Annotated in this window: 15 protein-coding genes; 11 read left to right on the top strand and 4 right to left on the bottom strand. The window is 40.2% G+C overall.

Annotated elements, in window-relative coordinates; translation table 11 throughout:
- Positions 1–14: 14 nt before the first annotated feature.
- The 4 genes from JG734_RS06075 to JG734_RS06060 are packed head-to-tail and all read right to left on the bottom strand — an operon-like array spanning position 15 to position 5,719.
- Positions 15–1,715 (bottom strand): ABC transporter ATP-binding protein, encoded by a 1,701-nt coding sequence (locus JG734_RS06075; RefSeq protein ID WP_201332411.1) that lies wholly within the window; start codon positions 1,713–1,715, stop codon positions 15–17.
- The gene (gene cysS, locus JG734_RS06070; RefSeq protein WP_201332410.1) at positions 1,712–3,109 is read right to left on the bottom strand and encodes a cysteine--tRNA ligase; all 1,398 of its coding nucleotides are present in this window, start codon (positions 3,107–3,109) and stop codon (positions 1,712–1,714) included. Before cysS ends, JG734_RS06075 begins: the two co-directional genes overlap by 4 nt.
- On the bottom strand, positions 3,096–4,508 hold the full coding sequence (murJ, locus tag JG734_RS06065; protein WP_201332409.1) for a murein biosynthesis integral membrane protein MurJ: 1,413 nt from the start codon (positions 4,506–4,508) through the stop codon (positions 3,096–3,098). The genes cysS and murJ overlap by 14 nt, the downstream gene beginning before the upstream one ends.
- Positions 4,509–4,519: 11 nt before the next feature.
- Positions 4,520–5,719: an MFS transporter gene (locus JG734_RS06060; RefSeq protein WP_201332408.1), complete on the bottom strand. Its 1,200-nt coding sequence runs from the start codon at positions 5,717–5,719 to the stop codon at positions 4,520–4,522.
- A gap of 42 nt (positions 5,720–5,761) precedes the next feature.
- Between JG734_RS06060 and ruvA the strand changes: the two genes are divergently transcribed.
- From ruvA to JG734_RS06005, 11 genes are all read left to right on the top strand, one after another.
- On the top strand, positions 5,762–6,319 hold the full coding sequence (gene ruvA / locus JG734_RS06055; protein WP_201332407.1) for a Holliday junction branch migration protein RuvA: 558 nt from the start codon (positions 5,762–5,764) through the stop codon (positions 6,317–6,319).
- 9 nt (positions 6,320–6,328) lie between these two features.
- Entirely contained in the window at positions 6,329–7,360 is a 1,032-nt protein-coding gene (locus JG734_RS06050; RefSeq protein ID WP_201332406.1) for a D-alanine--D-alanine ligase, read from the top strand.
- Entirely contained in the window at positions 7,357–8,487 is a 1,131-nt protein-coding gene (locus JG734_RS06045; RefSeq protein WP_201332405.1) for an aminoacetone oxidase family FAD-binding enzyme, read from the top strand. Before JG734_RS06050 ends, JG734_RS06045 begins: the two co-directional genes overlap by 4 nt.
- Complete coding sequence (locus JG734_RS06040; RefSeq protein ID WP_201332404.1) at positions 8,465–9,070, top strand: trimeric intracellular cation channel family protein; 606 nt, start codon at positions 8,465–8,467, stop codon at positions 9,068–9,070. The genes JG734_RS06045 and JG734_RS06040 overlap by 23 nt, the downstream gene beginning before the upstream one ends.
- Positions 9,071–9,151: 81 nt before the next feature.
- Positions 9,152–9,355 (top strand): hypothetical protein, encoded by a 204-nt coding sequence (locus tag JG734_RS06035; protein WP_201332403.1) that lies wholly within the window; start codon positions 9,152–9,154, stop codon positions 9,353–9,355.
- Positions 9,330–10,052: an alpha/beta fold hydrolase gene (locus JG734_RS06030; RefSeq protein ID WP_201332402.1), complete on the top strand. Its 723-nt coding sequence runs from the start codon at positions 9,330–9,332 to the stop codon at positions 10,050–10,052. Before JG734_RS06035 ends, JG734_RS06030 begins: the two co-directional genes overlap by 26 nt.
- Positions 10,033–10,302, top strand: coding sequence for an acylphosphatase (locus JG734_RS06025; RefSeq protein WP_201332401.1), 270 nt, complete (start codon positions 10,033–10,035; stop codon positions 10,300–10,302). Before JG734_RS06030 ends, JG734_RS06025 begins: the two co-directional genes overlap by 20 nt.
- The gene (locus JG734_RS06020) at positions 10,299–11,720 is read left to right on the top strand and encodes a UDP-N-acetylmuramoyl-tripeptide--D-alanyl-D-alanine ligase (RefSeq protein WP_201332400.1); all 1,422 of its coding nucleotides are present in this window, start codon (positions 10,299–10,301) and stop codon (positions 11,718–11,720) included. Before JG734_RS06025 ends, JG734_RS06020 begins: the two co-directional genes overlap by 4 nt.
- A 108-nt stretch (positions 11,721–11,828) precedes the next feature.
- Complete coding sequence (locus JG734_RS06015) at positions 11,829–13,679, top strand: TRAP transporter large permease subunit (RefSeq protein ID WP_201332399.1); 1,851 nt, start codon at positions 11,829–11,831, stop codon at positions 13,677–13,679.
- Positions 13,679–14,176 (top strand): HIT domain-containing protein, encoded by a 498-nt coding sequence (locus JG734_RS06010; RefSeq protein WP_201332398.1) that lies wholly within the window; start codon positions 13,679–13,681, stop codon positions 14,174–14,176. The genes JG734_RS06015 and JG734_RS06010 overlap by 1 nt, the downstream gene beginning before the upstream one ends.
- Complete coding sequence (locus JG734_RS06005) at positions 14,166–14,507, top strand: nucleotide pyrophosphohydrolase (protein WP_201332397.1); 342 nt, start codon at positions 14,166–14,168, stop codon at positions 14,505–14,507. The genes JG734_RS06010 and JG734_RS06005 overlap by 11 nt, the downstream gene beginning before the upstream one ends.
- Positions 14,508–14,534: the final 27 nt, after the last annotated feature.

The raw sequence follows: 14,534 nt of genomic DNA, 5'->3' as shown, positions 1-14,534 counted from the left end.
TGCGCATATTATATCTAATTTTTCTTGTAGAGATTTTCGTAGACCTCACAGCTACCTAGCAGCTTTTCGTGAGATCCTTCACAAACCTTCTCTCCCTCTTGCATGACGACAATTTTGTCTGCAAAAGTAATAGAGCGGATATTGTGTGAGATGAGAATGATGATACGATCCTTTTTGAGTTCTTTGATCGTATCAAGTATCGCTACTTCACTATGCTTGTCCAGCGCACTTGTTGCCTCATCAAAAATAATGATAGATGGATTTTTATACAGAGCCCTTGCAATTGCGATGCGTTGCCTTTGGCCACCACTGAGATTCATACCCGCTTCATCTATTTTTGTATGGATACCGTGGGGTAGCTTTTGGACAAATTCATAGGCGTGAGCCTGTTTGAGAGCCTCTATGACCCTCTCTTCATCGTACTCTTCCCCGCCAACATTTACAGCGATACTCTCTTGAAAGAGGTAGATACGTTGGGTTACGAGAGCTATCTTTTGGCGAAGGGAGTCTATATCGAATACTTTGAGATCTACTCCATCAATAGTAACTTTTCCTGAAGTAGGATCATAGAAGCGCACCAAAAGATTGACAATGGAGCTCTTGCCGCTTCCACTATCTCCCACAATCGCAGTAATTTGATCACGATAGCAGCAAAAAGAGACATTTTTTAAGGCAATGGTATCTTCATAGCGAAGTGTCACATCTTCTAAGCAGATTGTATTGATAGGACTTGAGAGCTTTTTTTCTCCACTTTTGATAGATGGGGCTAGATCGATAATAGCAAAGATTCGTTCTGCTGCTGCGATAGCGTCTTGGATCTGATTATAGAGTTTTGAGACATGTTTGATAGGAGTGTAGAGCATGAAAAGAGCTGTCATGAATGAAAAGAATGCTCCGGTAGTCATGTGTCCCAAAATTACCTCTCTCCCGCCTACATATATGACAAGTGCCACGATGACTGCTCCCAATACTTCCATCAACGGGCTTATTATCTCTTGTGTGCGTACCTGCTTGAGGGTGAGCTTGAAAAGGTCGTTATTGTAATTGGTAAAGCGTTTGAAGACGCTCTGCTCTTTTGATTCAGCTTTGATAAGCTCAATATTATTGAAAATTTCTGTTAGTTGGGTAGTTAGTAGTGCGATTTTTTCTTGGGAAGCATGAGAGATCTTCTTCATTCTTTTTGCAAGGCGCGAAAGGGGATAGACAGCTAGTGGCATAATGAGGAGGAAGTAAAGAGCCAGCTTTGGACTTTGATAGATGACGACAATCGTGAGAGCTATGATTGTAAGGCTCTCACGCAAGAGGCTTGGTAGCATGTTTGCGACTACATTTTTGATGCGGTTGATATCGTTGGTGAGCCTACTGATAAGTTCACCTGAAGGCTGTTTGATAAAGTATCCCATCTCCATAGCCAGGATACTTGCAAGCATCCTCTCACGCAGTGCTCTTATCACATCTTGACCGATATACTCAGTGTAGTAGACCTGGATGAACTTACCAAAGCCTTTGAGAAAGTAGAGAAAGATCACAAGAGGAGGGAGGAGTTTAAGCATATGCTCATCTTTGTTGATGAAGATCTCATCTAGAATTGGTTTGACTACATATGCTGAAGCGCTTGTACCAATTGCAGCCATTATCATTCCGATAATAGCTATGAAAAATTTGAATTTATGGGCTATGACAAATGGCCAAAAGCGCTGCAAAACCTCTCTCAAAGCTTCTCCCAGAGTGTCCCTTGCGGGGTATCCATTATAGCTATTCCCATTGAATGCAGCTCATCACGGATCGCATCAGCAGTGGCGAAATCTTTTTGCTTCTTCGCTATAGCGCGCTTTGCGATAAGGTCTTTGATCGTATTCTTTGTCTCTTCATCGATACCAAGCTGGAAATAGGCATACGCATCTTTGCCCCCAATACCCAAAAGATCATGCAAAAAGTTGATATTTGCTACAATTTGCTGCTTGAGTGCTTTATCTTTTGGGTTTTTATCGAGCATCTCATTGGATGAGACTACAAATGCATCTACAACTGCCAAAGCTTTGGAGATATTAAGATCATCGCTAAGAGCTTCTAAAAGATCGTTTTTGAGCTCTTTATCTATATTGGATGGTTTCATGCCATAGACTCTCTTTTTGAGACGATAAATCTTATCGAGTCGCTTTTTGGACTGAAGTAAATCCTCTTCATTGAAGTTGAGATTGGAGCGGTAGTGAGTAGAAAGTAAATAAAAGCGCAAAATCTCTCCATCATAGACTCTGAGGGCGTCTTTGATAAAGAAGCTATTGCCCAAAGATTTGCTCATCTTCTCCCCGCTTATCGTGACAAATCCGTTATGCATCCAGTATTTTGCAAGCTGCTGCTTATAAGCACACCGTGTCTGGGCAGCCTCATTTTCATGATGAGGAAAGAGCAGGTCCGCACCGCCTCCATGAATATCTATCTGGTATGGTGTATCGTGGTAGGCAAGATACTTGTCTATCATGGCACTGCACTCTATATGCCAGCCAGGGCGGCCTTTGCCAAAGGGTGAATCGAAGCAGATATCATCGCTTCCTTTGCATGCTTTCCACAAAGCAAAGTCTGCTGGATTTTTCTTGGCGGGATTTGGTTCGATACGGCTAAGAGACTCTTCGTCGCATTTGTGACTGAGCGAGCAGTATTTGGGATCTTTGGAGGTATCAAAATAGATATCACCACTTTTGGTTTGATAGGCACATCCGTTTTCGAGGAGTTTTTGAATCATGGAAAACATTGCATCAAGAGACTCAGTAGCCTTTGGCTCTATATCGGCTTGCTGCACACCCAGTGCATCCATATCCTCTAAGTAGCGCTTGATATAGTAGCTTGTGATATCTTCGAGACTCTTACCTGTTTCATGGATCTTTTTGATTATCTTATCATCGATATCAGTAAAATTTTTCATCATTGTAACTTCAAAGCCAAGTGCTGTGAGAGTGCGTCTGAGTAGATCGAAGGCTATGGCACTGCGAGCGTGTCCTAGATGGGCATCATCATAGACCGTTGGTCCACAGACGTAGAGTTTGACCTTTTTGTCTTTTATGGGAATAAATTCTACCTCTTTTTTTAGTGAGCTATCAAATATGCGCATCAATCCTCCAAAAATCTTTTATTAATGCAATTATAACTATTTCAAGCGCAATGCCAAACAGAAGGTAGTAAAAGTAGCGGCTTTTGAGAATTTGCGAAAATTTTCGGTAGCCAAAGGATCGGAGAGTAAAATGGAGTGATACAAATCCTGCGATACTTGAAGCGAGTGCAAGTCCTGGTGCTTTGAGAGGATAGATAAAAATAAGTGAGAGTATGGCGTTGGTGAGCATCGCATAGGTGGCAATGCGTGCAGCTTGGAGCTGCTGATGTTTTGCATAGAGCCAGAGTGAAAAGAGCTTATGGAGGCCATAGGGTACAAGCCCGATCATATAAGCGCTCAGTACCCAGGCTGTCTGCAAAGTATCACTGCGTGTAAATGAACCCCTCTCAAACAAGAGCCATACAATTTCGCAATCTAGCATAATTGCACCAACAGTTGCCATTGTTAGAACAGTCAATAAAAACCAGAAGCTTTTTTGTAAATGTTGCAAAGCTTTTGTTTCGTTGCCATTTTTGATCTCTTTGGCAATGCTAGGAAAAAGCGCTGTGGCTGTAGCGATCGCAAAGAGGGCGAGGGGGAGCTGAAATATGCGATTGGCATAATAGAGATAACTAATAGATCCAAAGGTCAAAAATGAAGCAAGCCAGGTATCTAAAAAGGCGCTTACTTGTGCTGTGGAGTTGCCCCATATTGCTGGAAAGAAATTTTTGTAAAAATGCTTTACTTCATCTTTGATCAAGTTACTTTTGTGCTTAAGGGCTACAAAACCAATAATGAGTCTGCGAAGTATTCCCATTTGATAGGTTTTATATAGGTGGAGTACAAACTGTAAAAATCCGCCAATAAGCACTGCAATACTCATTGCTAAGACAATTTTTTCTTTTGGCGCATGTGCATAGAGTATGAGGGCTGTGATTAACGAGAGATTAAGGAGTGCTGTAGAAAAAGCGGTAGTGGCAAAGTGCTCTTTGTATTGCAAAAGAGCAGCAAGAAAAGTGATGCAAAAGATAAAATCGAGATAGTAAAAATTAATAGCAGTATATGGTGCAGCGAGCTCAATCGTATGTGCATCAAAGCCAATTGCTATAAGTTTGGTAAAAAATGGTGCAAAGAGTGTAACAAGAAGAGAGAGTATGAAAATAATTAGGAAAAATCTTTTAAAGATAGCTGCTGCAAAGAGTGCTTTGTGGCGCGATCTTGTAAATGATGGCAAGAAGCTTTGGACAAATGCACCTTCACCAAATATGCGGCGAAAGAGATTGGGGAGTTTGAAGGCCACAAAAAATATATCACTATAGATATTTGCTCCAAGAATCGAAGCTGTTAAAAGATCGCGAATAAATCCTAAAATACGGCTAAAAAGTATACCAGCACTATTTGTAAAAATCTTTTTGAGCATTGGATATTATATTATATTTTAAGTTTGGTTGCGAAAAAGAGCCCAAGGACAAGCATAGCGATTGTGAAGCTATAGAGTACCTCATAGCCAAAGTTTTTGAGAATAAAACCACCAAGAATTGCAAAGAAGAGTCCGATGGAAGTGATATTGTTTTGCAAAGCGATGTAGACTGGGCGCTTCTTTTCTGGAGCGATTGCAAACAAAAGATTCATAGAGGCTATCCTCAATCCATCGATTGCCATCCCAAGAGCAAAAAATGCGCTAAAGTAGGCGAAGCTATGGTGAGAAATGAAGAGAATGAAAAATGCAAAAATAGCTAGGAGAAAGGAGCTTATCATAATCGCTTTGTAGTTTGGAGCGATTTTTTTCCAGATAATATTACCAAGCATTGCTCCGCTCATCTGGATAACGATAAATCCTCCCACAAGCCATCCAGTGAGTGTTATGTAGTGTTTTGCTTGCAATATGACATATGCAAAACTAAAGAGAAAAGAGTAGCTAAGGAGCACAGTAATTATCTGCATTTGGAGTGTTTTGTCGCTGCGCAAAAGTGCAAAGGCGTTGCGAAGAAATTCTCCAAAGCTCTTCTCTTTTTGCGTAACGTTTTCTTTGATGGGTTCCTTGATAGAAGCAAATGCTAAAAGACCAAAAGCCATTAAAAAGGCACTGACGATGAAGAGATACGCATAGCTTTTGGGAGCCGGAAAGTGCTCGAGGATAAAACCTGCTGCAATACCGCTGAGAATCGATCCGATGGCAGCAAAAAACTGCCTGTTTGCCATCGACTTGCCACGAGTTTCTTGGGTGAAGACTTTTGCCAATATCTCATTGAAATAGATACTCCCAAAGCCGGCACTAAAGCTAAAGATGAAGAGAAAAATCGCTAAGAGAATGAGAGTGAGATGAGGGTTTGTATCACCTATGAAGTAGATCGCAAGGCCAATGCTGAGCCAGCTAAGAAATCGTGCAAGAAAAACGAGGTGCAGATATGGCATCACCAGTTTGAAACTCTGGGCATAAAATGCTGCAAAGAGCTGAACGATGATCGCTCCACCTCGAAGAAGTGAAGTAAAAAAGCCCACGATCATCACATCTGCGCTAAAGTGTGAAATAATGAGAGGGAGCGTCGTAGAGGGTTCTGCTACTCCCAGAGCAATTGCGAGGAAAAATCCATGTAAAACATTTTTGAGATTGTTACTTTTGTAGTTCATGGCGCAATTATATGATAAAATTGCAAAAATTTTGGAGGCGAGATGATTGTTGGGCTAGTAGGTGAGATTGTCAAAAAAGAGCCTACGAAGGTACATATGCTTGTAGGCGGTATCATATATGAACTATATGTATCTTTGAATAGTGCAGCTCTCATCGACAAATCTACTACCAAACTCCACGCCACATTTATAGTGCGCGAAGATTCACAGACCCTCTATGGATTTGTTGATCAAAATGAGAAGAAGATGTTTGATCAGCTCATCAAACTCAACGGGGTAGGTCCCAAAGTGGCTCTTGCAATATGCTCTACTTTTCGCCCTGAAGAGTTTGTAGAGGTAGTGCGCGCGAAGAGTATAGAGAGCCTCAAAAAGGTTCCTGGAATTGGTCCCAAAAGTGCCAAACGAATCCTTGTAGAACTTGGAGAATTTGATCTTGGAACTGAGGAGCTTCCACAATCGAAAGCGCACCACGAAGCTATGCAAGCTCTTGAGTCACTTGGTTTTAAGAAAGAGCAGATCCAAAAAGTGCTCGATACTTGCGAAGCAGCTGATACTGCCACCCTTGTCAAAGAGGCTCTTAAAAAAATACAAAAACTATAAAGGATTTTTATGCAGTATGCAATATTTTTTGGTGGAAGAAGCTATGAGCATGAGATTAGCATAGTCAGTGCAATTGCTCTAAAAGAAAAAATCAAAGATGCACTTTTTGTCTTTATCGATAAAGAGCGTGATCTCTATCTCATCGATCCAAAAAAACTCAAATCAAAGCTCTTTAGTTCCCAAGAATACAAAAAAATGCCCCAAGTTGAGCTCAAAAAAGGGGGACTCTATCAAAAAGGCTTTTTGAAAGAGAAGCGCATCGCTTTTGATGTAGCGATTAATCTTATTCATGGTGCTGACGGTGAGGATGGAAAACTTGCATCACTCTTCGACTTTTATCAAATTCCCTATATTGGTCCAAGAGTAGAAGCGAGTGTTATTAGCTACAACAAACTCTTTACAAAGCTATTGTTAGCACATTTAGGAATTAACACAATTGAATATCAAATAATGCACAAAGAGAATATTGAGCCTTTGCGATTTGCATATCCAGTGATTGTAAAGCCTTTACGCCTTGGTAGTAGCATTGGAATAAGTATTGTCAATGACGACAAAGAGCTTAGCTACGCTTTGGATGTGGCATTTGAGTTTGATGATGAGGTGCTCATTGAGCCATTTATTGCTGGAATCAAAGAGTACAATCTCGCTGGTTGCGAAGTTTTAGGCAACTGGTATCTCTCCAAAATCGAAGAGCCGCAAAAGGGTGAGTTTTTGGATTTTGAGAAGAAGTATCTCGATTTTGGTCGCAGCGGTGATGTAGAGGAGGCAGAGCTTTTGGCTCCAGTGAGAGAGAAGATTATAGAGAGTTTTAAAAAGATATACTATCCTCTCTTTCGTGGAGCACTCATTCGCATCGATTTCTTTGTCAAAGAGAATGAGGTCTATGTCAATGAGATAAACTCAATTCCTGGAAGTTTGGCGAACTACCTCTTCGATGATTTTGAAACCGTTTTGCAAGCTCTTACGCGCACTCTACCAAAAGAGCGTGATATAGCCATCGACTATCGCTACATCAACTCTATCCAATCAGCCAAGAAGTGATCGATATACTCATACTTGGGGCTGGAGCTGCTGGGCTCTTTTGTGCCAAATGGCTCCAAAGTGATAACTACCTCATTCTCGAGCATAATACCAAACCAGCGCAAAAAATAAAAATTAGCGGTGGTGGTCGCTGCAACATTACAAATCTCAATCTATCAATTGAAAACTATTTCACACACCATCCAAATCTTGCACGTGAGATTTTGCATGATTTCAATAATACTGCACTGCTATCATGGCTTATAGAGCATGGATGCGAACCAGTTATACGTAAATCGAGCCAATATTTTTGCCCTCAAAGTTCTCAGCAGCTTATTGATTTATTGGCTAATAAAAGAGTCATTTTGGGCGAAGAGATTGTGGATGTAGTATATGAGAATGGTCGTTTCATTACTACAACTAAAAAACAAAAGTATATTTCACGTACCATTTTGGTAGCAACTGGGGGGCTCAGTTACAAAAAGATAGGTGCCAGTGATATTGGGTATAAAATAGCGCAAAAATTTGGACACACAATTGCGCCTTTGTTTCCGGCTCTTGTAGGGCTTACAGTACAAAAGGAGCAGTTTTGGTTCAAGGAACTCAGCGGTGTATCGATGAAAGCGAGAGTCAAAGTAGGGGATAAAGAGTTTTATGATGATATTCTCTTTGCACACAGAGGCATAAGTGGTCCAGCGATTTTAAATGCATCACTCTATTGGAAAAGTGGTACTATCGAGATAGGTTTTTTACAGGCGTTTCCAAAACTTATCCCTCACAAAATCCTCTCAACCCAACTCCCTCTACCAAAGCGATTTATCAAGCACTTTTTGCAGCATATCGGTATACCAGATAGAAAAGTTGTGGACCTTAGCAAAGAGCAGCTGCACATAGTGCGACAAAATCTCCTAGCATTTACATTTGCTCCTGCTGGAACATTTGGTTATGAGAGAGCTGAAGTAACGAGAGGAGGGGTGATGCTTGATGAGTTGGATGAATATTTGCAAAGCAAAATTGTGCCTGGTCTTTTCTTCGCTGGAGAGGTGTGTGATGTAACAGGTGAGCTAGGTGGGTATAATTTCCAGTGGGCATTTAGTAGTGCCAAAAGGGCTGCAAAGGGTATCAATGCATCTATTGCACATAGCTGATATTGTTGGGATAATCGCTTTTGCTCTGAGTGGTTACTGGGTAGCTGCTGCACACAAACTAGATTTCTTGGGCGCTTTTATTTTGGCATTTCTCACTGCTCTTGGTGGTGGTGTGGTGCGAGATGTGATAGTTGGCAAAATTCCAGATGCTCTTACTTCCAATATACCAGCACTCCTTGTACTTGCAGTTGTTTTTATTGCATATTTTATGAAGCTTCACAGATTTTTCGATTATCAAAAGAAACACGTTTTTATTTTGAGCGATACCATTGGGCTTGGATCGTTTTCAATAAGTGGAGCTCTTGCAGCTTTGCAGTATGAGCTTGGCTTTTTTGGTACGCTTCTTCTGGCCCTCACTACTGCTGTTGGGGGAGGGATTTTGCGCGATATTTTACTCAATGAAGTTCCCTTTATTCTCAAAACCGGTTTTTACGGTACAGTTGCGTTGATTGTGGGAGCTATAGTTTACCTTCTTGATCATTTTGGATTTATAAATCTTTTTACACTCTTTTTGTTACTCTTATTTGCAATCTTTTTGCGTCTCATGGCTATACGAAGAAATTGGAGACTCCCAAAATTATAAAATAAAATTATTTTTCTTTGTCTATTAAAAGTTAAGAAAATATAATGGATAATGAAGATAGCCTAACTAAAGGAGGCTATCATGACATTTAATAAAGAGTATCGCAACATCTACCTTGTCACTGCTATTTTGCTAGCCTTCATCATCTTTATGATTACCACAACATACTTTGTTATCCAAGATGTAACCTCAAAACGCTCTTGTGTTAAGACGTGCCAAAACTCAAAAATGCTACAATTAAAGCAAAAAAAGGTCTTTATTGGCACGCAAAGAGATAGAGGTTGATGGTAAGAAGTTTTCCCTTGCATATGAAAAAGAGGGAAGAGGTCCCCAGCTTCTCATCCTCCATGGATGGGGGAGCAACAAAGAGATAATGCGCCAAGCATTTGGGGGCAAAGGGGAGTTTGAAAAGATCTACCTTGATCTTCCAGGATTTGGCAAAAGTAGCAACGACTATATTCTCACTACCCACGACTATGCCAAAATTGTGAGATCTTTTTTGCAAGCAATTGATGCATCACCAGATATAATCTTTGGCCACTCCTTTGGTGGCAAGGTCGCTACACTTTTAGATCCAAAACTGTTAGTGCTTTTAAGTAGTGCTGGTATTGTAGAGCCAAAGCCTCTCAAAGTGCGTGCAAAGATTACTTTATTTAAGCTGTTCAAACCCTTTGGCGGAGCTAAAATACGCAATCTCTTTGTCTCGAATGATGCCAAAAATATGCCACAAAACATGTATGAGACTTTTAAAAATGTAGTTGACGAAGATTTTCGCTCACAGTTTGCAGCACATAAGAAAAGAGCACTCATCTTTTGGGGCAAAGAGGATAAAGCTACGTCTTTGCAAAGTGGAGAGATGATTGCGAGTTTGATAGAAAATGCAAAATTTTACTCACTCGATGGCGATCACTACTTCTTTTTACATTACGGAGATTTTATTATGAAAAAGGTTGAGGAAGAGTATGAAAAATTGTCGCTGTAGAGTCTATGGAAGAGTACAAGGTGTATGGTTTCGCAAATTTACACAAAATATTGCAAATGAGCTTGGTGTGAGTGGTTGGGTGCGCAATATGCCCGATGGAAGCGTAGAGATAGAGGCAAGTATGCCAAAAAACGTATGGCCAAAATTTTATGAAGCAATCAAGCAAGGACCACCACTAGCAAGAGTTGATCGTATCGAAGTAGAAGATATAGATAAAAGCTATAGCGGTGGCTTTGAGGTGGTGCGATGATTTGGCTTCATCTCATTGGTCATATTATTTTTGTATTGCTTCTTGGCTACTACCTCATTACAAACCTGCAGTGGTACAACTATAAACTTTCTCGTGTAATTCTCCATCACCATGCTCCCTGGCAACATATTCTCTTTTTTCTTCTTCCTTTTTTTGTCTATATAGGATTGCGTGAATATATCATCATTTTTGATATTCTCTTTGCTGGAGCCCTCTATGTATGGCAAGGAGGGTTTGATAAAAAGCTCGTCTTTACTGCGCGCGTGAAGCGCTTTTTTATGCTTTTACTTCTCTTTACCATCTTTTTTGATTTTATATTTCTCATTAAAAAACTCCCTCTTTTTAGCACTTTGCTACCTTTAGCCTTTGCTCTTCTCATCAGCAATCTCATTGAGAGGTTTCTCTTTAAGTTGTATGCAAAAGAGGCAAAGCAAAAGCTTGATACAATAGATCCGATTGTCATAGCAATCACTGCAAGTTATGGAAAGACGAGCATCAAAAATTTTCTTGCTCAAATTCTCTCTTCACGCTTTAAGGTCTATCATACTCCACGTAGTGTCAATACCATTGCAGGCATTATGAAAGATATCAATGAAAACCTGCCTCAAGATACACACGTCTATATCGTAGAAGCGGGTGCAAGAGAGCGGGGAGATATCTTGGAAATTGCTCAGTTTACGCAGCCTCACTATGTGGTGATTGGAAAAATTGGTGAGCAGCATATCGAGTATTTTAAAACTCTTGAAAACATAATTTTGACAAAACTTGAACTCCTCCACTCTCCAAGGCTCAAAAAAGCCTTTATCTGGGATGGAATTGAGGTCAAAGATGATCCAAAGTTTGTCAAATTTGGCAAAAATATCAAAAATGTGCAAGCAACACTTGATGGTATTGCGTGGCAAATAGAGACTAAAGAGGGGACAATTGCATGCAAAGCTCCTGTGCTTGGAGCATTTAATGCACTCAATATAACAGCAGCTGTATTAGTAGCACATGAACTAGGCATGTCATGGGATGCGATATGTAAAGCAGTAGCAAACCTCAAAAGCGTAGAACACAGACTTCAAAAGATTGAGGCTGGTGGGAAAGTGATCATAGATGATAGTTTCAATGGAAATCTTGAAGGGATGATCGGCTCTTATGAGCTTGTTGCTACATATGTGGGAAGAAAAGTGATTGTCACACCTGGCATTATTGAGAGCACCGAAGAGGCAAACAAAAAGTTAGCAAAAAAGATCGATGAAGTGTTTGATCTCGTTTTTATTACAGGTAAAATCAATAGAGAAATATTAGAGCAAAATATTACAAAACCGAAAATTATCGTCGAAGATAAGTCGCAACTACAAAATCTCCTCGCTCAACATACAAAGCCTGGGGATCTGATCTTGTTTAGTAACGATACACCGAGTTTTATGTAATGAGCATTATTAACGATCTTTTGTGGGAGTTTTTGGCAATTACCATCATGGTGTTGGTGGTTGTGGGTCTAGGCAAGATATTTGCATATTTTTTCAAAAGGAAGATGGGTGAATAGGCTCTCTTACTACATCGATCGAATCAATAGCTTTTTTGGTGGTATAAGTGCGTTTTTTGCTCTTGCTCTTGCTTTTTTGGTCTTTTATGATGCACTGATGCGCTACTTCTTCCATGCTGGCTCAGTTGCGCTCCAGGAGCTTGAGTGGTACTTTTTTGATCTTACCTTTTTGCTCAGTGCTGGCTATGCTCTCAAGCACGATAAACATGTGCGTGTGGATATCTTTTTTGAAAAATTTCCCAAAAACATCAAATATACTATAGCATTTCTCGATGCACTGCTGCTCATTATTCCGTTTTCTCTTATTATTTTCTATTATGGGTATGAATTTGCGCTCCAAAGCTTTGTGCAACATGAGGCTTCAAGCGATCCTGGAGGACTTGCGCACCGTTGGATTATCAAAGCTGCAATTGTGCTTTTTGCTTTCTTGCTTTTTGTGCAAGCTCTTAGCGAAATAATCAAGCTTTCACAGCGCATTGCTCTCAAAAAGCCTTTAATAATTGCTAGCTTGCTTATTGCTGCCGTTTTTGTATTGAGTCGCTCAGAGATTTTTTATATTCTCCATCCAGCAATATTGATGTTTGGACTCTCTCTTATATTATTGCTCCTTGGATTTCGCGTTGCTTTTGTATTTGCAATCTCTGCAATAGTATTTGCTCTTATAGATGTGGATCTGGGGCTCAATATTTTTAATCTTTTACCAATGCGTATCTATGGGATTATGCAAAACTTTACCCTCATGGCAGTACCACTCTTTATCCTTATGGGACTCATTTTAGAAAAGAGCCAGATAGCTAAAAATCTTTTAGAAAATGTAGGCGCTCTCTTTGGGGAGATTCGTGGCGGCTTGGCAATTGGTGTAGTGATCATTGGTGCAATTTTGGCTGCAGCTACTGGAATAGTGGGAGCTAGTGTAGTGATGATGAGTGTCATTACGCTACCAGTCATGATAAAGTATGGCTATGACAAAGCCTTAGCAAGTGGAACAATAGCAGCCAGTGGAACACTTGGACAGATTATCCCTCCTTCTATCGTTCTCATTGTTTTGGGTGATGTTCTTAGTGTGAGTGTGGGAGATCTTTTTAAAAGTGCGGTGGTTCCTGGGCTTTTGCTGGTGTTCTTTTATATTGTGTATATACTTTTCTATGCTTTTTTCAAGCCGGAAGCTGCGCCTCCGGTAAGACTAGAGAAAAAACCGCAAACAAAAGATATACTTCTCTCTATTATTCCAGCATTTTTACTCATCGTAGCGGTTCTTGGATCAATCTTTGCAGGTATTGCTACCCCTACTGAATCAGCAGCTATGGGTGTAATCGGTGCACTCATTTTGACAATTGCAACGAAAAGCTTTTCGTGGAGTATGCTGCGCTATGTGAGTTTGGAGACAGTGAAATTGAGCGCCATGATTTTTACGATTTTAATAGGTGCGACAGCTTTTAGTCTCGTTTTCAATGAGATCGGTGGAGAAGAGCTAGTGCATAATTTCTTTTCCCATCAAATCGGATCATCTACACTTTTTATTCTCATTGCGATGCTAAGCATCTTCTTGCTTGGTTTTTTTATCGATTTTGTAGAGATCTGTTTTGTGGTCATTCCACTCTTCGTGCCAGTTATCCACACTTTTGGTATCGATCCATTGTGGTTTGGTATCCTTGTGGCACTCAATCTCCAGGCATCATTTCTTACTCCTCCTTTTGGATTTTCGCTCTTTTATCTCAAAGGGAGTGCAGGAAAGCTAGTGAGCACAAAAGATATTTATAGAGGAGTTATTCCTTTTATCCTCTTACAACTTGTTGTATTGGTTATAATCTATCTTTTTCCAAATCTTATAAAGGTCTTTTAATGCGAGAAATTCTCTATGCACCATGGAGAAGTGAATATGTGACAGGGAAAAAAATCGAAGGATGTGTGTTTTGTTATATTGCAGAGCATCCCGAAGAAGATGTGGAGTTGGGAGTTTTGTATAGAGCACAGAACAGCTTTGTAGTTATGAATAAATACCCCTACTCACCAGGCCATTTTATGGTAATTCCCAATTGTCATATCGATAACCTTGAGAATTTAGAAGATGAAGTATGGCTTGAGATTGCAATGCTTACCAAAAGAGGGGTGAAGCTACTCAAAGATGTCTTACATGCGGAAGGGGTCAATATAGGGATGAATCTGGGAGCTGCTGCGGGAGCTGGTATAGCAGAGCATATTCATATGCACCTGGTACCAAGATGGCAAAGAGACACAAACTTTATCACTACAATTGCCAATACGAGAGTTTATAGCACAGACTTTTTCAAAATCTATAAAAAGCTAAAAGAGCGAGCAAAGGAATATTTTGAAGGGTAGTTTGTATGAGCTGCAGCAGCAATTGGATGAGTTTATAGCACAGCGTGAGTGGCAAAAGTATCATCGGCCTAAAAATTTGGCAATGAGTGTAGCAATAGAGGCAGCTGAACTGATGGAACATTTTCAATGGTGTGACAAAGACCCCGAAGAGTTTAGCAAGGAAGAAAAAGAGGAGATTGGTGAAGAGATGGCAGATGTTTTGCACTACCTCTTGCGTCTTGCTTCAGTAATGGACATCGATCTGTATGAAGCATCGAAGAAAAAGATTGCTAAAAACCACAAAAGATTTCCGGTAGATATTGCAAAAACTATGAAAAAGAGTGGATGTTAGCTATAATTGAAAAATTTGATTAAAAGG

The sequence above is a fragment of the Nitratiruptor sp. YY09-18 genome (genome assembly GCF_016593235.1).
In the GTDB taxonomy this organism is placed as follows: Bacteria; Campylobacterota; Campylobacteria; order Campylobacterales; family Nitratiruptoraceae; genus Nitratiruptor.
The sequence above is the reverse complement of the archived record's forward strand: the minus strand, read 5'-3'. Positions and strand labels throughout refer to the sequence as shown.

Coding starts and splice junctions, on each gene's coding strand:
- cysS (WP_201332410.1), bottom strand. CDS start 3,109: ATGCGCATATTTGATAGCTCACTAAAAAAAGAGGTAGAATTTATTCCC.
- murJ (WP_201332409.1), bottom strand. CDS start 4,508: ATGCTCAAAAAGATTTTTACAAATAGTGCTGGTATACTTTTTAGCCGT.
- JG734_RS06060 (WP_201332408.1), bottom strand. CDS start 5,719: ATGAACTACAAAAGTAACAATCTCAAAAATGTTTTACATGGATTTTTC.
- ruvA (WP_201332407.1), top strand. CDS start 5,762: ATGATTGTTGGGCTAGTAGGTGAGATTGTCAAAAAAGAGCCTACGAAG.
- JG734_RS06050 (WP_201332406.1), top strand. CDS start 6,329: ATGCAGTATGCAATATTTTTTGGTGGAAGAAGCTATGAGCATGAGATT.
- JG734_RS06040 (WP_201332404.1), top strand. CDS start 8,465: ATGCATCTATTGCACATAGCTGATATTGTTGGGATAATCGCTTTTGCT.
- JG734_RS06035 (WP_201332403.1), top strand. CDS start 9,152: ATGACATTTAATAAAGAGTATCGCAACATCTACCTTGTCACTGCTATT.
- JG734_RS06025 (WP_201332401.1), top strand. CDS start 10,033: ATGAAAAATTGTCGCTGTAGAGTCTATGGAAGAGTACAAGGTGTATGG.
- JG734_RS06020 (WP_201332400.1), top strand. CDS start 10,299: ATGATTTGGCTTCATCTCATTGGTCATATTATTTTTGTATTGCTTCTT.
- JG734_RS06010 (WP_201332398.1), top strand. CDS start 13,679: ATGCGAGAAATTCTCTATGCACCATGGAGAAGTGAATATGTGACAGGG.